Below are 22,276 nucleotides of genomic sequence, written 5' to 3' on the forward strand. Positions count from 1 at the left end.
CGCCGCAAAAGTCGCAGCACGGGGAACATAGTCCGTCTTTATTCCTTTCCCCGGTCCCCGGGAATCTGAAATCCCTATGGTAAAATGCGTCCGGGTTATGATATACTGAATATCCTTTTTAAGCGCGGCTTATGGATAAACCTTAAGCATTGGCTTACAAGAGCAGGAGCGGTTAACCCGCTCCTTAATACTTTTAGGAGGTAACTGAAATTGGAGACCGATTTTCAAAGTGCCTATCAAGAGGAAGAGAGTAGGCTGAATGCGACGATCGCCGAGATCGACCGCCAGCTAGAGAGGCTGCGCGGCATTCCGGTATACACCGGGCATGATTTTACGGAACAGGTGCTGGAAGCGGGCCGGGAAGAGAAGCGCCAGGCCCTGGCCAAAAGCCTGCAGGAGCCTTATTTCGGCAGACTGGACTTCCAGGAAGGAAGCGGGGAGCGCAAGCCGCTCTACATCGGAAAAATCGGCGTGGACCAAGCGGAGGTCGGCGACCAGCCGATGGTCATTGACTGGCGGGCGCCGGTGGCCAGCCTGTTCTATTCGTTTACGGGCGGGGAAGAAACGGCTTCGTACGAAGCGCCTGAGGGTATCATCGAAGGGCTGGTGTATTTGAAGCGGAACGTAGTGATCCGCAAGCAGATTTTGGAGAGGGTGGCCGATACATACAACAGCGAGAGCGACCAGCCCGCCGTATCCGACGAGTTTCTCGTTTACCGGCTGGGCGAGAACAAGGACAACCGCCTGCGGGACATCGTGTCGACGATCCAGGCGGAGCAGGACCGGATCATCCGGGCCGCGCGGAACACGGCGCTCATCATCCAGGGGGTGGCGGGAAGCGGTAAAACAACCGTGGCGCTGCACCGCCTGGCTTTTCTGTTGTACCAGTACAAGGACCAGGTGTCGGCGGACAAAATGATCATTTTTGCCCCGAACCACATGTTCCTGGATTACATCTCCGACGTGCTGCCTGAGCTCGGGGTCGGGGATATCCAGCAGAGCACGTTTGCGGACTGGGCACTCCAGCTGCTGGGGCTTGACCTTCCACTGGCCGATAACGAAGAAACGCTACGGTATTGGTTCGAGACGCCGGGGGGCATGCCGGAAATCACCGATAACGTGCCGGGACGGTTCAAGGGGTCGATTGTGTTCATGCAGATGATCCGTGACTGCTTGTCATCCATGGAATCGAGTTCAGTGCCTCCCGGCGATTTTATGCCGTGGGAAGGGGCAACCTTGGCTAGAGAGACAATTCTGCATTGGTTCAATGAGGAATATAAGCCGTACCCGCTGGCGAAGCGAAAAGAAAGGGTCATGGCCAGAATCCACCGCTGGATCGAAATGGAGCTGAAAAAGTCGCCTTCGGCGGCAGCGCTCAAGGACCGGAAGAAGAAGGCGGCGCAGCGTGAAAAGTCGTATGCGAACAAATGGCCGAAATACGAGCCGCTGCTGCTGTACAAGCAGATGTTCAAAGCCGTCAAAACCGCCGGCGGCTGGCCCGAGGAAGCGCTGAGCGGCATCCCTGCCGCGGTGCTGAAGTCTACCCAGTCCGACTTGAAAAAGGACATCATTCGGGAAGAGGATCTTCCGGCTCTCCTTTATATGCACTACCTGCTGAACGACATTACGGGGGGGCAGCGCTTTGACCATATCGTCATCGATGAAGCGCAGGATTTCTCCCCGTTTCAGGTGGCGGTGCTGGACTTGTTCGTGCGGGGACACTCCTTTACGATCCTGGGCGACTTATCGCAAGGGATCCATGCCTACCGCGGCGTCCACAGCTGGGAGGAGATGAGCTCGCTGTTTGCTCCGGAAAGCACCGCCTACTTTGCCCTGACCCGAAGCTACCGCTCGACGATGGAAATTATCGAATTCGCCAACGGCATCCTGGAAAATGGTGTGAAGAGCGATCTGCTCGCCGTGCCTGTTTTCCGCAGCGGCAATCCGGTGCGCATTCTTCCGTATCAAACGGGAGAAGCGGGGAGGGTCCGCTCCCTTCAGGAAGGGCTGCAGCAGCTGGCCGGCGGCGATTACCGGACGGTAGCCATTCTCACGCGGACGCTGGCCGACGCCGCCTGGCTGCATGAGCAGCTGGCCCCTGGAATACCCGACCTGCATTTGATTGATGGCGGCAAAAAGGCGTACGAAGGCGGTTTATCGGTTCTACCCGTGTATTTGTCCAAAGGTCTGGAATTCGACGCGGTCATTGTGGCCGATGCGGATCTTGCCCATTACGGCGATCAGGCCTGGGATGCCAAGCTGATGTACGTCGGCTGTACGCGCGCGCTGCACGAGCTGTGGATTATGCATGAGGATGCGGTGCCGCAATATTTGAACAACCCGCAGGAGGATATCGTCACAAGCGGGTGGAAATAGCATCGAACGAGACCGTTCCTTTCTCAAGGGACGGTCTTCTTTTTTTGATGCCGGTTTGCAGCCCAATTTTCAAAATACGATTGACAGTACCTGGGAGGGAAGATATACTGAAGACAAATGAATGAATGATTCATTCATAAATCGTGAGTAAAGGCGGTCGATCGAATATGAATCATACGGTAGGGTTGAGCAGTAACCGGACGCTAGAAGGCAAATATATCGTGATCACAGGAGCCACCAGCGGCATTGGTTACGCGGCGGCAAAGGCATTGGTACTGAAAGGGGCGAAGCTGGGCATCGTGGCCCGCAGCCGCAGTAAAGCTGCTGAATTGTCGGCAGAGCTGGGTAAGTTGACAAACGGGGAAGCCCAGGTAGACTGCTTCATTGCGGATATGTCATCCCAGCAGGATATCCGCCGTGCAGCGGCCGAAATATTGAACCGCGTTCCACGGATCGACCGCCTAATCAACAACGCGGGAACGATGTTTGTCAAGAAGAAGCTGTCCGAGGACGGCCTGGAAATGACCTGGGCGGTGAACCATCTGGGCCCGTTTCTCCTGACCAGCCTGCTGCTGGATCGGCTGATAGCGAGCGGCGATGCCCGGATTATTACGACTTCCTCTCATGGTCATAAAATGGCGAGAAGGGGCATTGACTTCAACGATTTGAACGGTGACCGCCTGTACAGCGGATCAAAGGCGCTTCTGGGAGGTGCGAACCTCCGCTATGGGCAGAGCAAGCTGGCGAACATTTTGTTCACCGCCGAGCTGGCCAGACGGCTCAAAGGTACGGGAGTTACGGCCCACTGTTTTGATCCCGGTCTGGTGGCGACCAACTTCAACCAGGATAACGGAGGGCTGGCCCGACTGACGATGGCCTGTATGAAGCCTTTTTCCCGAACGCCTGAACAAGGGGCGCAGACGCTCGTATGGCTCGCGGAATCATCGGAGCTTCTGCTGAAGAGCGGCGGTTATTACGCGGACATGAAGCTGCAGACCCCTTCTGATGCTGCGCGGGATGAAGCCGGCGCCAGCCGTCTTTGGCAGGTGAGTGAAGAGCAGACCGGACTCCTTGCCGGACCGGGCTTACGGAGGATACAATAAAAGCAGGTATGATTGACAAAAAGGAGGGCGCCAACGTGGCACCGCTGAACGAGCAGCAATTGGAACAAATTCATGATGAACGCAGGGAACAGATCAAGAAGGCGGCGCTCAAGGTGTTCGCCCGGCACGGAATCAACGGAACGAAAATGAGTATGATTGCCGCCGAAGCGGGAATCAGCCAAGGGCTGTCTTACCGCTACTTCAGCTCCAAAGAAGAGCTGTTTACCGAACTCGTGCAGGAGGCGATGGAGGAGGCGCAGCACTCGATGAAGGAGCTGGGGCGTATGCCGGGAAGCCCTGCCGAGCAAATCCGCGTCCTGACGGAAGCTATGCTGGAGGGCGATAATAAGGATGCCTTTCTGCTGATCCACCAGGCCCAAACCTCCAGCGATGTTCCGGAGCGGGCGAAGGAAATGATCGGGCGGTATTCGCCTGAGGATACGATCGAGCAGCTGGTCCCGATTCTGGTCAAAGGCCAGGAAGCAGGCGAATTTCGCGAAGGAGACCCCCGCCGACTGCTGTTTCTCTACCTGTCTGCGCTGACGGGCTTAATGCTGCAGGAGGTACCGGGACAACCGGATTATTGGCGGCAGGAGAGCGGCCTTCTGATGGGAATTCTTCTCCGGTAGCCCGGTGCAGAAGCGGTGATGGGGAACATCCTATCCTCATTGAAGAGGTAAAGAATATTTATATCCGTTCTTTCACTTGCTGGAATTCCCAAAATATGAGTTAATAAAGGTGTCGGACGGCCGACGATTCTGTATGAAAGGAGGCTGATGCAATTTGATCACACAATACGAGGTGGTCTTCGCGTAAGCGAAGCCCCGCAGTATCGGGGGGCCGATCGGCTCCCCTTATACCGTTTTATTAAAATATATGGGTACATAATTCGAAAGGAGGCGAAAACAGCATGATCCAAGCATTTAGCGGGTTTGAAACAACCGTCGGAACTGGACATCTGTTGAAGTTTAAGGAGGACGTTTATCGTGAATTACAAAAACGGGAGGGATGTGCTTCCCCCTAGTTTGCTGAAGGAACTTCAGAAACATATTGAGGGCGAGCTGATTTACATCCCGAAGAGAAGCAACGAACGCGTCGGATGGGGTGTAAACAGCGGGACACGGCAAATGATCGAACGCAGAAACGAGGAGATCTTTGCTCTTCATTGCCAAGGTCATTCAATCGAATACTTGAAACAGGCTTTCCACCTGTCTCAGGAGAGCATCCGTAAGGTGATTTTTAAGAAACGGTCGGAACATGCCGCGGATGCCTCGAAACAAAAAGTGTCGGCACGCCAGTAGGCTATAACACCTCCCCATCTATGCGTAATATAGATTGGAGGAGAAATATATGATGGAACACCACTATGTACAAGAGAAATTGATGGAATACAAATACGCGGATCTGCACAGACGAAGGAGCCGGTTGCTGCGTGCAACGGAAAAACCTGTGGAAAGCACGGTACAGCTGCACGGCGGATGGAACAATCCATGGCCAGGTATGCTCTCGCGTTTGTTCCGCTCCAAAATGCGGCAGCAGTAAAGAGTGCGCGCAGCGTTAAATCCTCTTTTTCATATGCTCGAAATGGCTCAGCAGGCGGGCCGTTTCTAAAGAAACCGTTCGGATGCTGAACGGTTTTTTGCTGTTTAAGATTATAGAATTTATAAATTTCAGCGAAGCTGAACCATTCTATAATCGCAAGAAAAACTTCAGCTAAACGCGGTCTGTCTTCTTTGGAAGTACGTCGATAGACGTTTTTCTTATGCCCGGGAGTCTGGCTCTTTCCTTCTTTTGGTTGCGGCTACAAAGCAATGGCATCCAGGCTTATTGGTAAGGTACAATAAAAAGGGGCGTATTCAAGCGGTTACAAAAAACATGATGACATGCTGCACCCAGATATCCGTGAACCGCGAGGTGATTGCAATGAGTCCGAAAGGTTTGACGGTCAGGGAGATGCTGAAGCTGCCGGTGATGGAGCATGCGCAGCTGATCAGCGGGGAACGCGGCCTTGACCGTATCGTACAGTATATAGATATTTGGGAGGTTCCCGATATCGGAAATTGGCTGCGGGAAGGCGAGATGGTGCTGACGACAGGCTATTCGACCCGGAACGACCCTTCGCTGCTGGTCGAAATGATCGAACAGCTCGCCAAAGTGAACGGGGCGGGGGTGGCCATTAAGCCGGAACGCTTTATTCCCCATATCCCGCAGGAAATGATCGATAAAAGCAACCATTACGATATTCCGATCATTCAGCTTCCTATCGGGATGGCTTACATTGACATAACGTATCATGTTATGGATCAAATTTTAAACCGGCAGGCCGTGCTGCTGAGGCGGGCCGAAGAGGTCAATAAGGCGCTGACCCGGCTGGTATTGAACAATAAAGGCATTCAGGTCGTCGCTGACAACGTCTCGGAGTTGATTGATTCGCCGATATGGATCATCGGTAAGGCCGGAGAGGTGCTGGCGTCTTCGCCGGAAGGGTACCCTTACCGGTCTTCGGGGAAGCATCACCAGTGGGAGGTTAGCGTCGACAACAAAATGCTGGGTAAATTTGTGGTGGAGAAGCGGGAGCTGAATGAGCTGGATCTCATGCTGATTGAGCAGGCAAGGCTCGTTTTCTCACTTGAGCTGATGAGGAACAAAATCGCCAAGGACACGGAAAACCGGCTGCGGGGCACGTTTTTCGAGGAGCTGATTTTGAACACGGTGTCCGATGAACGGGTGACGGCCTCCAGGGGGCGGCAGCTCGGTCTTTCTCCCGAATGGCTGTGGGAAGTGGCTGTCGTAGAGGCAGATGAGCCCTTTTACAATGAGGACAGCTCTGTCGTCACCAATATTCAGGCGTTCATTCGCAAGGAGTCCGCCGCGCGGAAAGTCCGGTCCCAGCTCCAAATCCATGGGGGAAGGATCGTGTTGTTTCTGCCCTCCGCCAAGCCTGCGGGACAGGACCGCCGGATCGTGGACAAGGATGTGCCGCTTCTATGGTGCGATGCCCTTTCCGGGCAGCTGGGCGCTTGGGAAGGAGTGCGGATGGGCATCGGCCGTCCGGGCTCCCTGGTCGAGGCGCACCGAAGCTATGGCGAAGCCCGAACGGCGGTGTCGATCGGATACCGGCTGAACCAGGAGCGCCGGATGTTCACCTACACGGAAGTGGAGATGATCCACCTGCTGCAGGAATCGACCGACCCTGCCCGCCTGAACCGGTTCGTTGAGGAAAAGGTAGGCGTGCTCGCTGAACATGACAGGACCCACGGCACAAATTACGTCAGGACGCTCTATCATTATATGGCGACAGGCGGCAGCCTGAACGAAACGTCGTTGCGGATGTTTATTCACCGCAATTCGGTAAATTACCGGATGGACCGGATTAAATCGATTCTCGGCCTGGATTTGAACAATCCAAGGTGCCGTTTCGAATTGTACTTATGTACGACATTTTATTTATTAAATCATTAGCGGATCAAAGCGCCCCTTTGTGCCATGAGCACAAAGGGGCGCTTTCAGTTTTGGTGGATGAGTACATTGTTCCATCGGGGTGAAAGGCATAAAATCTAATGTAATATAATTTAACATCAATAGTTTAAAGGAATGAAGGGGTGATCGACTTGATAGGATTAATTCGTGTATTTACGGCGAAAGATAATGAAGTGCTGCAAGCGCATGGAAACATGATTCAAGAGCAATTTGAAGTCCCTGTCATGAGCAGAAGCATACCTGATCAACCGCTGGGCATTTACGATGATGCGTCGGAGGAAGCAGCCCTTCCGAAAATCGTGGAGCTGGGCATCCAGATGGAGCAGGAAGGCTGCCGCCTGCTGATTGTCAGCTGCGCCGCCGATCCGGGCGTCCGGGAATTGCGCAGCCGCGTGTCGATCCCCGTCATCGGGGCCGGAAGCTCGGCTGCTCTGGTCGCTCTCTCGCTCGGTGAGCCCGTCGGATTAATGGGGATCACCGAAGGGATTCCACCGGTCATGAAAGTACTGCTGGATGAGCTGATCGTAGGATACTCCCGGCCTGAAGGCGTGACCAATACGACGGATCTGATGACGGAAGCGGGACGGCAGAAAGCGCTGGAAGGAGCACGGTCCCTGGTGGAGAAAGGCGCAAAAGCGATTGTATTCGCTTGCACTGGTTTCTCTACTATTCATTTTGCCGATGTGATCCGGAAAGAGCTGCAGGTTCCCGTCGTTGATATCGTCGAAGCGGAAGGCCTGATGGCCGCCAACTATTATAAGCAGATTATTTCCGCTTCCTGATCGCTCGAATTTGCCAGTACTGTATTACCCTGATGCGAGGCGGTGGAATCTCTCTTCTCACAAGGAGTGGGTAGCAGATACTTTTCCTTAACCTCTGTGTGGGCATCCGGGCCCAGCAACACCGCTTGTGGCGTGGCATAAAACATATCCTTCAAATGCGGCCTGCAATATAAATTGAACTAAAGAAATGAGAGTTAAAGTGCCAAGTGAAATTCATATATATTGGAGGCGTTATCATGAGCGAAGTAAAACACGAAGCAGAACAAGCAGGCGGCAAAGAGAAGCACCCCAGCATATTTGAGCCCTTTGGCTTGATACTCAACATCGTTACCGCCATCCTGGGTGCCATCGTCGGGATACAAATCGTTACCACGCTTGGTGTTACGCCGAATACGGCTATTATCGGAGCGCTCGTGGCGATGCTGATCGCGAGGATTCCGATTGCGGTCTTTAAAAAATACAAGTCGGTACACCGGCAAAATATGGTGCAGACTTCGATATCCTCGGCCACGTTCGGAGCGGCCAACAGTTTGTTTATTCCGATCGGCATTCCGTTCGTGATGGGGGAGACGAAGCTGATCGTACCGATGCTGATCGGCGCAGCGATGGCCATGTTCGTGGATGCGGCGCTGCTGTACAAGCTGTTCGATTCGAAGCTGTTCCCCGCGTCAGGGACATGGGCTCCGGGCGTAGCGACAGCCGAATCGATCATAGCCGGCGATAAGGGCGGCAAGCGCGCCGGACTGCTCGGCGTCGGTACGGTACTCGGGCTCATCGGTTCTTATTTCCACATTTCGATGTCGGCCTTCGGCGTCGCCTTTATCGGCAACATCTGGGCGCTCAGCATGTTCGGCATCGGCCTTCTGATCCGGCAGTATTCCATTCCGTGGTTCAACATTAACGTGGAGGCTCTCTATATCGCCCATGGCGTCATGATCGGCGCAGGGATCGTCGCTCTCGTTCAAGCCGCGATTCTGATTTTCAAGCGGCCGAAAAAATCGGAACGGGAAGCTGATGATTCGAAGTATACCCGTACGGAGGGTGAAGCGAGACGCTCCCTGGGACTGGGCTTTGTGGCTTACCTCATCATCGCACTTATTATCGCCATCATCGGCGGCCTGATGACGAAGATGTCCCTCGGCATGCTGATCGGCTTCCTGTTCTTTGCGGCCTTTGCCGCGTTTGTGCACGAAATTATCGTCGGCATCGCGGCCATGCATTCCGGCTGGTTCCCTGCCTTTGCCGTCGCGTTCATTACGCTTTTGTTCGGCATGCTGATCGGCTTCCCGCCGGTGGCGCTGGCCCTTTTGGCCGGATTCAGTGCCGCTACGGGCCCGGCGTTTGCGGACATGGGATACGACCTGAAGACAGGCTACATTCTGCGTGGCAACGGGAAGGACCCCGAATTTGAAAAGCGGGGCAGAAAGCAGCAGTACATGACAGGCATGATCGCCTTCGGCGTAGCCGTTATCGTTGTTGCCCTGACGTATAACTCGTACTTCTCGCAAAAGCTCGTTCCGCCGATCGATACGGTTTACGTATCGACGATTCAAGCGGGAACCTCGGGCGACGTGGCGATGAAGCTGCTGCTGTGGGCTATTCCGGGCGCCATTCTGCAGCTCATCGGCGGCGCCAAGCGCCAGATCGGCGTCATGTTCGCGACAGGCCTCCTCATTGCGACGCCGAACGCCTGCTGGGCGGTCCTTGCGGGTCTCTTGATCCGGATTGTCGTCCTGAAAGTGAAAGGCAAGGAAGCCGAGACACCAATGAGTATCCTGGCGGCCGGATTTATAGCAGGGGATGCGCTGTACAGCTTCTTTAACTCGATATTCAAAATCAGAAAGTAGGTGCATACACCAATGGCACGTATACCTTTGGATGAAAACATGATGGAGAGCGCCGTTTATGGCGGCGCGGTCCTGGGCGGCGGCGGTGGCGGCTGGATCGAGGAAGGCCTGCAAATCGGCCGGCTCGCGCTCGAGCTGGGGCAGCCGGAGCTGCGCACCATCGACGAATTCGCCGATAACGACACGCTCGTGACCGTATCGCTGGTCGGTGCACCGGGGGCAAAGGATAAGTATCTGAAGCCCATTCACTACTCCAAAGCGCTGGACATGCTGGCCGGCTTGCTCGGCAAGCCGATCTCGGCCATTCACACCAACGAGAACGGGGCCGGCACAACGGTCAACGGATGGCTGCAGTCAGTCATTACCGGTATTCCGCTGGTCGACTTCGCCTGCAACGGCAGAGCGCATCCGACAGGCACGATGGGCGCGCTGAATCTAACGGAGGTGGAAGATTACGTGTCCCACCAAACGGCCATCGGCGGTAAAGGTGATAACTACCTGGAGTTCAGCGTCTCCGGCTCCCTCGGCAAAGCGGCGTCGATGGTCCGCAAGGCCTCGGTTGAAGCGGGCGGCCTGGTCGCAGTGGCGAGAAATCCGGTGACCGCAGCCTATGCGAAGCAAAACGGCGCTCCGGGAGCCATCTCGCAGGCGATCGAAGTCGGCCGGGCGCTGCTCGGTGCCAAGGGCGAAGCAGCTATTGAAGCGGTCGTCGCCAAGCTGGGCGGCCGGATCGTGGCGGCTGGAGAAGTGACGGATTTCCAGATCGAGACGACCGGCGGATTCGATGTCGGGACCGTGCAGATCGACGGGTTCGAAATGACGTTCTGGAATGAATACATGACACTGGAAAAGGACGGGGAACGCTTCGCGACATTCCCGGACCTGATCATGACCCTGGACGCCAAGACGGCTAGACCGGTCGTGACTGCTGCTCTGGAGAAGGGACAGCAGCTCGCCGTGATCGTCGTGCCGAAGGAGAAGCTGCTCCTCAGCACCACGATGCGCAACAAGAAGCTGATGCTGCCGGTGGAAGACATTATCAAGAAGCCGGTTCTGGATTATTTGTTCTAAATCGTTACGGATGGTTCGAAAGTTACAGAGAGACACCCGCACAACAGACAGAAGATGGAGGTATCGGTCATATGACACTCAAGCAAACGATGATTTCGCTGGATGCAATGGATGATGGCTATGTAACGGGAGAGAAGGTCAAAGCGCTGTTCGCCGATTATGCGGAGATTTCCGCCCACGTACAAAAAGTAACCGGCGAAAAGGGAAGCACCGATTTTATTAAAATCGTCATTCCGGGAACCGAGGGCAAGTCCAAGGGCGGGTCCGTTCCGACCCTCGGCATCGTTGGACGCCTTGGCGGCATCGGCGCCCGTCCAAGCCGGATCGGGCTCGTCTCCGACGCTGACGGGGCAGTAGCTGCGGTCGCTTCAGCGCTTAAGCTCGCGGATATGCAGGTCAAGGGTGACCGCCTCAAAGGCGACGTCATCGTGACGACGCATATTTGTCCCGACGCCCCGACCCGTCCGCATGAGCCGGTAGATTTTATGGATTCGCCGGTCGATATCGGTGCGATGAACGCCCACGAGGTGCTGCCGGAAATGGACGCGGTCCTCTCGATCGACACGACGAAGGGCAACCGGGTCATCAATCATAAAGGCTTCGCCATTTCGCCGACCGTCAAGGAAGGTTACATTTTGCGGGTGAGCGAGGACCTGCTGCGCATTATGGAAATGACGACGGGACTGCTGCCGGTGACGTTCCCGATCACGATGCAGGATATTACACCTTACGGCAACGACTTGTATCACATCAACTCGATCCTGCAGCCTGCCGTGGCCACCTCGGCACCGGTCGTCGGGGTAGCCGTAACGGCCCAGTCGGTCGTTCCGGGATGCGGCACGGGAGCGAGCCACGAGATCGACATCGCCGCCGCGGTCCGCTTTGCGGTGGAAGTCGCCAAAGAGGTCACGAACGGAACCTGCGCGTTTTATAATCCGGATGAATATGACCGGATCGTCAAGCTGTACGGTTCGATGAAAGTGCTGCAGACGGCGGGGAATGCCTGAGTCAGCACGGAAGAGGGAAGAGGCCAAACGGCTGTCTTCCCTTTTTCAGCAGGGAGATCCCCGCTTGGGGACGATTCAATCATTACGTAACCAGGGGATCACGAACAATGTGGAATGGGGAAGCTTCATTCGATATCGATCATGGTGAAGGAGGATTAGCGGTATGACGAAACTGGGGGTAATTACGATCGGGCAAGCGCCGCGGAAGGACGTTACGCCAATTCTGGAGGAGCATTTGCCAAGCCGGGTGGACATCGTTCAGGCCGGCGTGCTGGACGGAATGACCAAGGAAGAAATCGACGCAAAGCTGAAGCCGGAGGAAGGGGACCATACGCTCACATCGCGGTTAACGACAGGGCAGTCGGTCGTGATGGGAAGAAGCAAAATGCAGCCGCTCCTTCAGCAGAAAATTTATGCCATGGAAGAGCAGGGCATCCGGCAGATTTTGCTGCTGTGCACAGGCGTATTTCCGGGACTCGCCACCCAATCTTCCTATTTGATCGAGCCGGATCATATCATTCCCCCGGCGGTGAAAGCGATGGTCGGCCCAAGACGATTGGGCGTCATCGTTCCGCTGGAGGAGCAGAAGGGCAGCATGAACTCGAAGTTTGAGCTTCATGGACTGCATCCGGTGTTTGCCGTTGCTTCGCCGTACATTGTTGAGGAAGGGAATTTCGAAGCGGCCGCACGCGCGCTGAAGGACCAGACGGATCTGATCCTGCTGGACTGCATGGGATATACGGAGGAAGCGCGCCGTATCGTGGCCGAAGCCTCCGGCTTGCCGGTCATTCTGTCGAATGCTATTATGGCTAAAATCGTATCGGAAATGATTTGAGCCGGTCGAGCCCTATTTTTTATATGGAAGGAAGCTGTTTCACAATGAATGAAAAGATCGTTGAAATCAGTATGAACACGTTGGCCGATTGCCTTGGCTTGAAATCCGGAGAAACTTTTCTGGTCGTTACCGATGAGAGCCGGAAGGAGCTGGCCGAAGCGCTGCATGAAGCCGGAAAGCGCCTCGGAGCCGAGTCGATGCTGGCTGTCATGAAGGAGCGCGCGAAGTCGGGAGAGGAGCCGCCTGAGGCGATTGCGGCCGCAATGGCCAAAGCGCAGGTCGTGGTTTGCATTACGAAGCACTCGCTGACGCATACACAGGCCCGCAAGCAGGCGGCTGCTGCCGGAGCGCGTCTGGCTACCATGCCAGGCATCACCGAGGACATGTTTCTGGAAGGCGCCATTGCCGCCGATTATACGCAGGTCAAAGCGCTGACCGAGAAAGTGACGGATATGCTGACAGGCGCCCAAACGGTGCGCATCGAGAAGGACGGCCGTTCGCTGGAGTTTACCATCCAGGGGCGGGACGGGGTGCCCAGCACGGGCATGTACCTGGAGCCGGGGCAATCCGGTAACCTGCCTTCGGGTGAAGCCTATATCGCTCCGGTCGAAGGAACGGCCGAAGGTCAAATCGTCGTTGACGGCTCCATTGCCGGCATCGGCAAGCTGTCGGGCCCGATCGTGCTGACCGTGGAAAAGGGACGCCTGACCGCGGCCGAAGGCGGACCGGAGGGAGAGAAGCTGCTGCAGATGCTTGGCGATGGGGACGGCCGTCTGCTTGGCGAGTTCGGCATCGGCACGAACGAGAAGGCCCGGATCACCGGCGTCGTGCTGGAAGACGAGAAGGTGTACGGCACCATCCACGTGGCCTTTGGCAGCAACAACACGTTCGGCGGCGTCGTCGCCGCAGGCGTGCATATCGATTGCGTCGTCGGCAAGCCGGATGTGTATCTGGACGGTCGTCAAATCATGAAGAATGGGGAATTGAACGGCTGAACCCTATGATGTTCTAGTGGAATGCCTATTGCTTGAGGGGGAGAAACATGGGACGGAACATGATACGCAACCGCTTCGAGCTGGAGGGAAGCGTGCCGGACGAAATGCATCTGAACGGGACGATCCAGGTTCTGACCAGCCATGAGTCCGTCCGGGGCTTTATGCCGGAGGAGGTGCCGCCGGCCGCGCTTGAAGCGATCCTGACGTCCGCCAGAAGCGCACCTACTTCCTCCAACCTGCAGGCTTACAGCATCATCGTTGTCCGGGACGCGGACCGGAAATCGCGAATTTCGGCACTGTCGGGCCACCAGGGATTTATTCAGGAAGCGCCGGTGATGCTGGTTTTCTGCGCGGACATCCATCGGCTGAAATATGTAACGCAGCGGCAGGGCTACGACTTTAAGGCGGACACGCTGGAAATGTTCCTGCTGTCTTCCGTCGATGCCGCGCTGGCGATGCAGAACGCCCTGGTCGCTGCCGAAGCGCTCGGTTATGGCGCCGTCCCGGTCGGGTCCGTCCGCAACCATCCGGAGGAGCTGGCGCTTGTGCTCGGCCTTCCCGAGGGGATGTTTGCCGTGGTTGGTCTGGCGGTCGGCCGGGAGCGTGAAGGGGTGCGCAGAGGGGTAAAGCCCCGCCTGCCGCGGAGCGTTACGGTTCATGAAGAACGGTATTCGGCCGCTTCATTGAACGAAGGGCTGAAGGCGTACGATGAGCAAATGATATCACGCCGTTCGTATGACGGCCGCCGGGTCTCGATTGCCGGCGAGCCGGAGAAGGAAGGATCGGATTATGGCTGGTGTGAGCACACCGCCAGACGCTGCACGCGACCGGAGACGATCGCGGCATCGTCAAGCTTGAGAGAGAATTTACGGGAAGTTTTGATGCGGAGAGGATTTTCCTTGCGTTAGGCGAGAGGGGGTTAATACCATGGATGTACTGGAAACCATCAAGGCAAGGCGCAGCGCGCGTTCTTTTGCCGACCAGCGGCTTGAGCCGCATATCGTGGAGGCGATCGAGGAAGCCATTCTTCACAGCCCGTCGGCAAGCAATGCGCAGGAATCGCATTTTGTCATCGTTCAGGACGAAATGCAGATCCGCCATATCAAGCGGTTTGCGCAGGGGCTGTCGGGGCAGCCGGCAGCGGTGGTCGTTCTCTGCAGCAACCATCAGGAGGCGCTGGCACGGGGCGGAGCAGACAGTGCCGACACGCTTAGGTTCATTAATTTGGGGGTCGCCGCTTCCGCGATCATGCTCACCGCTCAATCGCTCGGCGCGTCCAGCTGTCCGGTTCGGTCGTTCCACGCCCCGTCCATTGCGGCCATCACCGGTTTGCCGGAGGAAGTGAAGCCCGAGTTGCTGATCAGCCTCGGCTACGCCGACAAGCCGCCACGTCCGAAAATGTCCAAGCCGCCGAAGGAGATGATTTCATTTGAACGTTACGGAAACTAACCCGGGTGCAGGGGATATGCGGGAGCGAATGCTGGATTTTGCGGCCTATGTGCTGACCAGCGCCCGCGCCCTCTACCGTGAGCCCCAGTCCTACGGGCCGATGCGGCTCGCGGATACGCTGGAGAAGGGGCTGGAGCTGCTGCAATCCGCCGGGATCCGGGACGAGACGGTGGAGCAAGCCATGGCAGCTGTCCGCGAATCCCGGCCGGTGGCGATGACGGACCCTGAAGGCTTCGCCAAAGCCTTGGACCGGGCGATCGCCGTGCTGGTCCAAGCGACGCTGGAGGGGAAGCCCGAAGCTTAGCAGCTCGCCGCAACGAAGAGAGCCGTTGTTCATATTACACCGCAGTCCGGCTGGCCGGCTCTGCGGTGTTTTTCGTCATGCGGGCCATTATAATAAAGGCATGACCATCCATTTTCTACAAAGAAGGAGAACAACGAACGATGCAGCATCAGGTGACGGAACATTGGGACGAAGCGATGTGGCAGCAGGCGGAGCCGGTTTATGAGGAGGCTTTTCCGGAGCATGGGCGAAAAACGAAAGCGATCATCATGCGCATGTTTGAAAGGGGACTGTGTGCACTGCACGTCTGGAGCGAAGGCCAAACCGCAGCGGCCATGGCCCTGACGGGGACGGATGCCAAGGAAAACCTGCTGGTCATCGATTATATTGCGGTACGGGGAAGTTCAAGGGGACAAGGGGCCGGACTTGCCTGCCTCCGGGATTTGCGTGAATGGGCCGGCGGCAGGGGCTTCAGAGGTATCGTGATCGAAGCGGAAGCCGATCCGTCGGAAGAAAACGCCGGCAGAATCGCCTTTTGGAAAAAGGCCGGTTTTACGCCGACGGCGTACGTGCATTCGTACATTTGGGTGCCTGAAACGTACCGGGCGATGTACCTCAGCCTCGATCCCGAGCATCCCGTCGAATCGCATGACGGCGGCGAGGAGCTGTTTCAGTCGATCCTGCGCTTTCACGAAAAGGCCTACCGCCGTCCGAGCAAGTCATGAGCGCACCTCCTGTTCGCCCGGAATCAGAAGGGAATGAACTCTCCCGGCCGGGTATGGTATGATAGAAGAACAGCTTTGGTCCGCAGGGACAAGCATTTTAGACTTTCAAGGACGTGAATCGAATGGACTTATTCTCTTTCCAGCAGGACGCGAATCCGGGCGCACGGCTCTTGGCCGACCGGATGCGGCCGACCACGCTGGATGAATATATTGGGCAGGAGCATATCGTAGGTCCGGGCAAGCTGCTCCGCAGGGCGATCGAAGCCGACCAGGTATCCTCGATCCTCCTCTACGGGCCTCCGGGATGCGGCAAGACGACGCTCGCCCATATTATTTCGCAGCATACGCAGGCGGACTTCGTCCGGCTGAACGCGGTTGACGCTTCCGTCAAGGATGTCCGCGAGGTGATCGACCAGGCCCAGACCAATAAATCGATGTACGGAACGAAAACGATCCTCTTTCTGGACGAGGTGCATCGTTTTAACAGCTCGCGCCAGGACGCGCTGCTGCCTGCGGTGGAGAAGGGGACGATTATTTTTATCGGAGCGACGACGGAGAACCCGTTCCATTATGTGAACGGCGCCTTGATGAGCCGCTCGACACTGTTCCAGCTTCATCCGCTTACGAAGGAGCATTCCATGCTGGCAATGAAGCGGGCGCTGCAGGATCCGGACAAGGGGCTCGGCTTCATGAACCTGAAGGTTGACGAGGAAGCTCTGGATCATATTGCGACGATGGCGAACGGGGATATCCGGCGCGCGCTGAATGCGCTGGAATTGGCGGCATTGACGACGCCTCCAGAGGCGGACGGAACCGTCCATATCACGCTCGAAGTGGCGGAGGAGTCAATCCGCCGGCCGATCGTGCGTGCGGACGAGTCGACCCAGTATGACGTGCTTTCGGCGTTTCATAAGAGCATCCGCGGATCAAGCGATGCCGCGCTGTTCTGGTTCCTCTACGCGGTGGAGAAGCTGGGCATGGACCCGATGGTGTTCATCCGCCGGCTGATTGCCGCCAGCAGCGAGGATATCGGGCTGGCAAACCCGCAGGCGATGGTTCAGGCCGTCAGCGCGCTGGACGCTTACCGGAACAACGGCTGGCCGGAGGCGAAGCTGAACATCGCGCAGGCGATCCTGTTCGCGGTGGAGAGCCCGAAATCGAACAGGGTCTATACGGCGATTTCGAATGCGATGTCCGCCATGGACGAGATCAAATCCGCGGAAGTGCCGCTTCACTTGCGGGATACGCACTATAAGGGCGCCGTCAAGCTGGGCCATGAAGGGTACAAATACCCGCATAATTATCCCGGCCATTATGTGAAGCAGGACTACCTGCCGAAGGAAATCGCCGGTCGGGTATTCTATGAAGCGTCGGAGCAGGGCAACGAGGCGAAAATCCGGCATAACCAGCAGCTTCGGAAGGATCAGTCTTAAACTGCCAATGCCTGGGAACATACTTCGATTGGGGATTAGTTTTGCGATGACAGCAGGATAATAATGATGGCGGGGAGAATCTTTAAGGACGGCATGCAAAAAACCGCCGGCCCTCGGAAGAGCCGGCGGTTTGCACATATGCTTTGCGTTTAGATGGCAGCTTCGTATTGAACTTTTTCCACCTTGTCGATCGTTCCGCCGCCCAGGCACACATCGTCCTGGTAGAACACGACGGCTTGGCCGGGTGTAATGGCCTTTTGCTTCTCGGCAAACGTAACGTGGACGCTGCCGTCCGGCAGCCATTCCAGTGTAACCTTCTGGTCGGGCTGGCGGTAGCGGAACTTGGCGGTGCATTGGAAGGGCTCTTTGGGCACGGCCCCTTGTCCCGCGATCCAGTTCACGCCTGAAGCGATGAGCCCGGTGGAGTACAGGCTGGGATGCTGATCCCCTTGCACGACGTACAAAATGTTCTTCTCCAGATCCTTGTCGGCGACGAACCACGGTTCGCCCGAGCCGGAACCGCCGATACCAAGGCCTTGGCGCTGTCCGAGCGTGTAGTACATGAGGCCGTCATGGCGGCCTTTGACTTCGCCGGTGGCGATATCGACCATTTGGCCGGATTGGGCAGGCAGGTATTGGCTCAGGAACTCTTTGAAGTTGCGTTCTCCGATAAAGCATACCCCGGTGCTGTCCTTTTTCTTGGCAGTGTAGAGCCCGGCTTCCTCCGCAATTCGGCGGACCTCCGGCTTAGGCAGATGTCCGATTGGGAACATCGCCTTCGACAGCTGCTGCTGATTGAGCGCGTTCAGGAAGTAGGTCTGATCCTTGTTGCTGTCCACGCCGCGCAGCAGCGTATAGACGCCGTCCTGCTCGACAACACGGGCATAATGGCCGGTGGCTACATATTGGGCGCCCAGATTCAGCGCTTTCGTCAGAAATTCGCCGAATTTAATCTCGCGGTTGCACATGACATCGGGATTTGGTGTGCGGCCCAACTTATATTCATCGAGAAAATAGGAAAATACTTTATCGTAATATTCCTTTTCGAAGTTCACCGTGTAATAAGGAATGCCGATCTGCTCGCAGACGCGGCGGACGTCTTCGGCGTCGTCTTCCGCGGTGCAGTTGCCGAATTCATCGGTGTCATCCCAGTTTTTCATAAAAATGCCGATGACGTCGTAGCCCTGCTGCTTCAGAAGCAGCGCGGTGACGGATGAGTCGACACCGCCGGACATCCCGACGACGACACGTATATTTTGATTATCTGTAGACAAAAGTCATCACCATTTTCATATGAGATTGTGCCCATAGCCTCTATTTTAACACATTTGTCCACAGATCACACCACATAGGTTGTCCACCGGTCGCGAACATTTCTTTGTTTTGTCATTGTTTTTTAAACCAAAACGGAGCCGGATATGTTAACATAGGCTAGGGAAATGATCGGAATACGCAGATATGGAAAAGCTTACATAAGCTGTATTCTCTTGGATTCACCACCCGCATGTTGAACCAAAACCATTGATAACGATCCATGAATAAGAGCTAAATAGATGCAACTCAAGTTTCGAAATTTGAATCCCCTGTTGTAATAGGCTTATCCAAGCCCTTCAACATGAAGTTTTTGAGTTCATTCTATATAGATACCATGAATTTACTTGAGAGAGGTGCCACCTTTGAAAATATCGACAAAAGGCCGTTACGGCTTGACAATCATGATGGAGCTTGCTGCCAAATACGGCGAAGGGCCGACATCCCTAAAGAGCATTGCCGAGAAAAACCAACTTTCCGAGCACTATCTGGAGCAGCTGATCGCTCCGCTCCGGAACGCCGGACTCGTTAAGAGCATCCGCGGTGCTTATGGCGGTTACATCTTATCGCGTGAAGCTTCCGAGATTACAGCCGGTGATGTCATTCGCGTGCTCGAGGGGCCGATTTCGCCGGTCGATTTTACAGAAGAGGATGATCCGGCCAAACGTAATCTTTGGCTGCGGATCCGTGACGGAATCGCCAACGTGCTGGATTCGACGACGCTTGCCGACTTGATTTCCTACCAGGAGAAAGAGACGTCCGAGAACTACATGTTCTACATCTAGACTACAAGCTGCAGCCACTCGCCCCTTGCGAGTGGCATTCGGCTTTGCAAACGGCGTACCTTTTGGGTGTACCTTCTGTAAGGATCGTCAACTTCCAAAGTTTTGTAAGTAAATGTTTTCCAAATTAAAAACAGACCCGCTTCGGCGAGTCTGTTTCCGGTTGTTACTGTTGACGGAACTGGTTGTTGAACCCCGTTTGGAAGCCTTGCGGCTGCTGCGTTTCCATATATCCCGATACCGGCTGGGAAACGGAGCTCACCATTTGCTGGGCCAGGCTGGAGATTTGCTGTAGCTGTTGAATGGCGCGCTGGTGGCCTTGAAGAGCGGTTTGGATCATTTGCGACGTTTGCTGCTCACGCTGAGCGAGCTGCTCCAGCTGCATCGCATTTTGCTGCTCCTGCTTCAGCATTTGCTGGTAAGCCATAGAAGCTTGTTGAGTTTGCTGCGTCAGCTGATGAATGATTTGGTTGATTTGCTGGGATTGGGAATACGGGTTCATGTCGTTACCTCCATATCGGGATTGGATTACCGACATATTATGACTGCCCGGAAACCGTTCTATCCGAGCCAAACCCTGTATGAACAGGCTCGAAATTCCTGATTTGAATACAACAATTTCACTAGACATCATAAGCGAAATACTACACATGACCAAGGTGGTGTAATCATGAAATCAATCTATTTGGACCATGCGGCCTCCACTCCGGTACATCCGGAAGTGGCGGAAGAAATGATGCGTGTCATGACCGGACAATACGGCAATGCCTCCAGCGTTCACGCATTCGGCCGTGCGGCCAAGCGCACCGTCAGCGGGGCAAGGGACCGGATCGCCAAGTTTCTCGGCTGCCTGCCCGATGAGATCGTCTTTACCGCCGGGGGCACGGAAAGCGACAACCTCGCTTTATTCGGCGCAGCCTCCATGCGCAGGTCTAAGGGGAACCACATCATTACGTCGTCCATCGAGCATCATGCTGTGCTTCACGCCTGCGAAGAGCTGGAGAAGGAAGGTTTCCGTGTCACCTACCTGCCGGTAGACCACACCGGACGGGTTCGGCCCGAGGATCTGGAGGCGGCATTGTCGGAGGATACGATTCTGATCAGCATCATGTATGCGAACAACGAGGTAGGAACGATTCAGCCGATTGAAGAAATCGGGAGAATCGCCCAAAGCAGAGACATACTTTTTCATGTGGACGCCGTTCAGGCTCTTGGAGCGCTGCCCATCAACTGCCATGAGCTTCCGGTCGACATGATGAGCTTTTCCGCGCACAAAATCAACGGACCTCAAGGTGTAGGAGCGCTGTACGTCCGCAAAGGACTGGTCATCGCACCGCGCCTTCACGGCGGACTCCAAGAGAAAAAGCGGCGCGCCGGAACGGAAAATATGGCCGGAATCGCCGGCTTCGGCAAAGCCGTGGAGATTGCTTCCCGCCAGATGGAGCAGCGAAGAGAGCATGATCTTCGTTTGCGCCAGACCTTGATCAGCACGCTGGAGCAGGGGATCGGCAGGGACGCTTTTGTAATCAACGGCCACCAAGAGGAGTGCCTTCCCCACATCGTGAACATCAGCTTCCCGCAGACAGATACGGAGACGCTTCTGATGAATCTCGACATGGAGGGCATCGCCGCCGCAAGCGGTTCGGCATGCACTTCAGGCTCGCTGGAGTTGTCCCATGTGCTGGAGGCCATGCAGCTGCCTCAAAATGTTTTGCGTTCGGCGATTCGATTCAGCTTTGGTTTGGGTAATACTACTGAAGATATGGAGTACACAGCCCAAAAAATTGAAACCATTCTGCGTCGTCTTACGTAAGAAAGGTAGGGATTCTCCATGGATGGAGAGGGAGGGATGAGTGCTCCATACCGTTCGCGAGACAAATCGACCTGCGCGTGCCGCATTGGATTGGCTGACTTCGGTGGTAACGTGAAGGGGTTAGTTTCAATTTTGAAGAGGGTAAGGTGGGATCCTGGCCATGAAATTCCAAGAGATGATCGGACTTGCCGTATTTGATGTGGAAGAAGGCAAGGAGATCGGCAAAATATACGATATTATCATCACCGAAGATTGGAAAATTCAAGGTCTTGAGCTGGAAGGCAAAGGGTTGTTCTCCAACACAGCGAAGACGGTGTCCTGGGAGGACGTCGTTGCTTATGGCGAAGATGCTGTGATGATTCGTAATAAACAGGCTGTTCGCAAGACGGATGCCGACGACATACAATACACCTATCTTTTGGGTAAAAATAAATTAAAGGATCTGGACGTGCTTACTGAGGACGGTACGATGCTCGGTAAAGTGACGGACGTTTATTTTGACCAGGAAATGGGAAATACAATATTAGGTCTCGAAATAAGCGACGGATTTGTTTCGGATTTGATTGAGGGGCGGAAATGGCTGCCTTGCACCACGGAAATGTCCATAGGGGAGAATGCGGTCATGGTTCCGCCTATGAGCGAACAGCGTTTGGAAAAAGCCATTAATTCTGTTAACGGATAGGTGATCAATGAATATGAGATGTCCTAACTGCAATTCCAAAGATATAGGAAAAATCGGTTCCCACCAATTTTACTGCTGGGGCTGCTTTATTGAACTGACGGTGAACGGGGAGAAAATGTCCGTATACCAGGTAGAAGAGGACGGTACGCTCAGCTCGCTGGACGATTTGTTCTTTGAGGAGATTCCTCAGGATTTTCCTCATCTGCACGCTTCCTCTTAAACAATATGCATGTACCGGTCAGAACATTTCCGCAGACTCTCGGGTCCTAACGAATATTTTTCTGATTTATGCTGCGTAAATG

At 55.3% G+C, this 22,276-nt stretch carries 23 protein-coding genes; 21 read left to right on the forward strand and 2 right to left on the reverse strand.

What is annotated here, in order from left to right; translation table 11 throughout:
• Positions 1-210: 210 nt before the first annotated feature.
• The 17 genes from ABID47_RS00265 (at position 211) to ABID47_RS00345 (ending at position 17,386) form a co-directional block, all read left to right on the forward strand.
• Positions 211-2,376 carry a HelD family protein gene (locus ABID47_RS00265; protein WP_354494414.1) on the forward strand — a complete coding sequence of 722 codons (2,166 nt, stop codon included), beginning with the start codon at positions 211-213 and terminating at the stop codon, positions 2,374-2,376.
• A 167-nt stretch (positions 2,377-2,543) separates the two neighbouring features.
• Positions 2,544-3,479 carry an SDR family oxidoreductase gene (locus ABID47_RS00270; RefSeq protein WP_354494416.1) on the forward strand — a complete coding sequence of 312 codons (936 nt, stop codon included), beginning with the start codon at positions 2,544-2,546 and terminating at the stop codon, positions 3,477-3,479.
• A gap of 35 nt (positions 3,480-3,514) precedes the next feature.
• On the forward strand, positions 3,515-4,108 hold the full coding sequence (locus ABID47_RS00275) for a TetR/AcrR family transcriptional regulator (protein ID WP_354494418.1): 594 nt from the start codon (positions 3,515-3,517) through the stop codon (positions 4,106-4,108).
• A gap of 357 nt (positions 4,109-4,465) precedes the next feature.
• Entirely contained in the window at positions 4,466-4,780 is a 315-nt protein-coding gene (locus tag ABID47_RS00280; protein ID WP_076177008.1) for a CD3324 family protein, read from the forward strand.
• Between the two features lie 49 nt (positions 4,781-4,829).
• Positions 4,830-5,021: a hypothetical protein gene (locus ABID47_RS00285; protein WP_152398563.1), complete on the forward strand. Its 192-nt coding sequence runs from the start codon at positions 4,830-4,832 to the stop codon at positions 5,019-5,021.
• 381 nt (positions 5,022-5,402) lie between these two features.
• Positions 5,403-6,941, forward strand: coding sequence for a PucR family transcriptional regulator (locus tag ABID47_RS00290; RefSeq protein WP_354494421.1), 1,539 nt, complete (start codon positions 5,403-5,405; stop codon positions 6,939-6,941).
• Positions 6,942-7,090: 149 nt separating this feature from the next.
• Positions 7,091-7,741, forward strand: a complete 651-nt coding sequence (locus ABID47_RS00295; RefSeq protein ID WP_076169626.1) for an aspartate/glutamate racemase family protein — start codon at positions 7,091-7,093, stop codon at positions 7,739-7,741.
• A 236-nt stretch (positions 7,742-7,977) separates the two neighbouring features.
• Entirely contained in the window at positions 7,978-9,588 is a 1,611-nt protein-coding gene (locus ABID47_RS00300; protein WP_354494423.1) for an OPT/YSL family transporter, read from the forward strand.
• A 12-nt stretch (positions 9,589-9,600) separates the two neighbouring features.
• On the forward strand, positions 9,601-10,659 hold the full coding sequence (locus ABID47_RS00305; protein WP_354494425.1) for a DUF917 domain-containing protein: 1,059 nt from the start codon (positions 9,601-9,603) through the stop codon (positions 10,657-10,659).
• Positions 10,660-10,730: 71 nt separating this feature from the next.
• Complete coding sequence (locus tag ABID47_RS00310) at positions 10,731-11,666, forward strand: DUF1177 domain-containing protein (RefSeq protein ID WP_105444399.1); 936 nt, start codon at positions 10,731-10,733, stop codon at positions 11,664-11,666.
• Positions 11,667-11,829: 163 nt separating this feature from the next.
• Complete coding sequence (locus ABID47_RS00315) at positions 11,830-12,501, forward strand: AroM family protein (RefSeq protein ID WP_354494428.1); 672 nt, start codon at positions 11,830-11,832, stop codon at positions 12,499-12,501.
• Positions 12,502-12,545: 44 nt separating this feature from the next.
• The gene (locus ABID47_RS00320; RefSeq protein WP_354494430.1) at positions 12,546-13,496 is read left to right on the forward strand and encodes an aminopeptidase; all 951 of its coding nucleotides are present in this window, start codon (positions 12,546-12,548) and stop codon (positions 13,494-13,496) included.
• Between the two features lie 47 nt (positions 13,497-13,543).
• Positions 13,544-14,404, forward strand: a complete 861-nt coding sequence (locus ABID47_RS00325; protein WP_354494432.1) for an NADPH-dependent oxidoreductase — start codon at positions 13,544-13,546, stop codon at positions 14,402-14,404.
• A gap of 19 nt (positions 14,405-14,423) precedes the next feature.
• Positions 14,424-14,945 (forward strand): nitroreductase family protein, encoded by a 522-nt coding sequence (locus tag ABID47_RS00330; protein ID WP_354494434.1) that lies wholly within the window; start codon positions 14,424-14,426, stop codon positions 14,943-14,945.
• Positions 14,926-15,249 carry a DUF6092 family protein gene (locus ABID47_RS00335; RefSeq protein WP_354494436.1) on the forward strand — a complete coding sequence of 108 codons (324 nt, stop codon included), beginning with the start codon at positions 14,926-14,928 and terminating at the stop codon, positions 15,247-15,249. The genes ABID47_RS00330 and ABID47_RS00335 overlap by 20 nt, the downstream gene beginning before the upstream one ends.
• Positions 15,250-15,389: 140 nt before the next feature.
• The gene (locus ABID47_RS00340; RefSeq protein ID WP_354494438.1) at positions 15,390-15,953 is read left to right on the forward strand and encodes a GNAT family N-acetyltransferase; all 564 of its coding nucleotides are present in this window, start codon (positions 15,390-15,392) and stop codon (positions 15,951-15,953) included.
• A gap of 122 nt (positions 15,954-16,075) precedes the next feature.
• The gene (locus ABID47_RS00345; protein ID WP_116229383.1) at positions 16,076-17,386 is read left to right on the forward strand and encodes a replication-associated recombination protein A; all 1,311 of its coding nucleotides are present in this window, start codon (positions 16,076-16,078) and stop codon (positions 17,384-17,386) included.
• Between the two features lie 149 nt (positions 17,387-17,535).
• Here the strand turns inward: ABID47_RS00345 and mnmA are convergent, their stop codons facing one another.
• On the reverse strand, positions 17,536-18,660 hold the full coding sequence (gene mnmA, locus ABID47_RS00350) for a tRNA 2-thiouridine(34) synthase MnmA (protein WP_341013333.1): 1,125 nt from the start codon (positions 18,658-18,660) through the stop codon (positions 17,536-17,538).
• A 402-nt stretch (positions 18,661-19,062) separates the two neighbouring features.
• On the opposite strand from mnmA, the gene cymR reads away from it, so the two are divergent.
• On the forward strand, positions 19,063-19,482 hold the full coding sequence (gene cymR, locus ABID47_RS00355; RefSeq protein WP_076169637.1) for a cysteine metabolism transcriptional regulator CymR: 420 nt from the start codon (positions 19,063-19,065) through the stop codon (positions 19,480-19,482).
• A 163-nt stretch (positions 19,483-19,645) separates the two neighbouring features.
• Here the strand turns inward: cymR and ABID47_RS00360 are convergent, their stop codons facing one another.
• The gene (locus ABID47_RS00360; protein ID WP_116229384.1) at positions 19,646-19,981 is read right to left on the reverse strand and encodes an AMP-dependent synthetase and ligase; all 336 of its coding nucleotides are present in this window, start codon (positions 19,979-19,981) and stop codon (positions 19,646-19,648) included.
• A 168-nt stretch (positions 19,982-20,149) separates the two neighbouring features.
• On the opposite strand from ABID47_RS00360, the gene ABID47_RS00365 reads away from it, so the two are divergent.
• From ABID47_RS00365 to ABID47_RS00375, 3 genes are all read left to right on the forward strand, one after another.
• The gene (locus ABID47_RS00365; protein ID WP_354494441.1) at positions 20,150-21,292 is read left to right on the forward strand and encodes a cysteine desulfurase family protein; all 1,143 of its coding nucleotides are present in this window, start codon (positions 20,150-20,152) and stop codon (positions 21,290-21,292) included.
• 160 nt (positions 21,293-21,452) lie between these two features.
• A complete protein-coding gene (locus ABID47_RS00370; RefSeq protein ID WP_076169640.1) occupies positions 21,453-21,974 on the forward strand; it encodes a PRC-barrel domain-containing protein in 522 nt (173 codons plus the stop codon).
• Between the two features lie 13 nt (positions 21,975-21,987).
• On the forward strand, positions 21,988-22,194 hold the full coding sequence (locus tag ABID47_RS00375; protein ID WP_076169641.1) for a hypothetical protein: 207 nt from the start codon (positions 21,988-21,990) through the stop codon (positions 22,192-22,194).
• Positions 22,195-22,276 lie beyond the last annotated feature (82 nt).

This window comes from Paenibacillus favisporus (genome assembly GCF_040545415.1).
In the GTDB taxonomy this organism is placed as follows: Bacteria; Bacillota; Bacilli; order Paenibacillales; family Paenibacillaceae; genus Paenibacillus_AQ; species Paenibacillus_AQ favisporus.

Coding starts and splice junctions, on each gene's coding strand:
- ABID47_RS00270 (WP_354494416.1), top strand. CDS start 2,544: ATGAATCATACGGTAGGGTTGAGCAGTAACCGGACGCTAGAAGGCAAA.
- ABID47_RS00285 (WP_152398563.1), top strand. CDS start 4,830: ATGATGGAACACCACTATGTACAAGAGAAATTGATGGAATACAAATAC.
- ABID47_RS00290 (WP_354494421.1), top strand. CDS start 5,403: ATGAGTCCGAAAGGTTTGACGGTCAGGGAGATGCTGAAGCTGCCGGTG.
- ABID47_RS00300 (WP_354494423.1), top strand. CDS start 7,978: ATGAGCGAAGTAAAACACGAAGCAGAACAAGCAGGCGGCAAAGAGAAG.
- ABID47_RS00305 (WP_354494425.1), top strand. CDS start 9,601: ATGGCACGTATACCTTTGGATGAAAACATGATGGAGAGCGCCGTTTAT.
- ABID47_RS00310 (WP_105444399.1), top strand. CDS start 10,731: ATGACACTCAAGCAAACGATGATTTCGCTGGATGCAATGGATGATGGC.
- ABID47_RS00315 (WP_354494428.1), top strand. CDS start 11,830: ATGACGAAACTGGGGGTAATTACGATCGGGCAAGCGCCGCGGAAGGAC.
- ABID47_RS00320 (WP_354494430.1), top strand. CDS start 12,546: ATGAATGAAAAGATCGTTGAAATCAGTATGAACACGTTGGCCGATTGC.
- ABID47_RS00325 (WP_354494432.1), top strand. CDS start 13,544: ATGGGACGGAACATGATACGCAACCGCTTCGAGCTGGAGGGAAGCGTG.
- ABID47_RS00330 (WP_354494434.1), top strand. CDS start 14,424: ATGGATGTACTGGAAACCATCAAGGCAAGGCGCAGCGCGCGTTCTTTT.
- ABID47_RS00340 (WP_354494438.1), top strand. CDS start 15,390: ATGCAGCATCAGGTGACGGAACATTGGGACGAAGCGATGTGGCAGCAG.
- ABID47_RS00345 (WP_116229383.1), top strand. CDS start 16,076: ATGGACTTATTCTCTTTCCAGCAGGACGCGAATCCGGGCGCACGGCTC.
- ABID47_RS00360 (WP_116229384.1), bottom strand. CDS start 19,981: ATGAACCCGTATTCCCAATCCCAGCAAATCAACCAAATCATTCATCAG.
- ABID47_RS00365 (WP_354494441.1), top strand. CDS start 20,150: ATGAAATCAATCTATTTGGACCATGCGGCCTCCACTCCGGTACATCCG.
- ABID47_RS00370 (WP_076169640.1), top strand. CDS start 21,453: ATGAAATTCCAAGAGATGATCGGACTTGCCGTATTTGATGTGGAAGAA.
- ABID47_RS00375 (WP_076169641.1), top strand. CDS start 21,988: ATGAGATGTCCTAACTGCAATTCCAAAGATATAGGAAAAATCGGTTCC.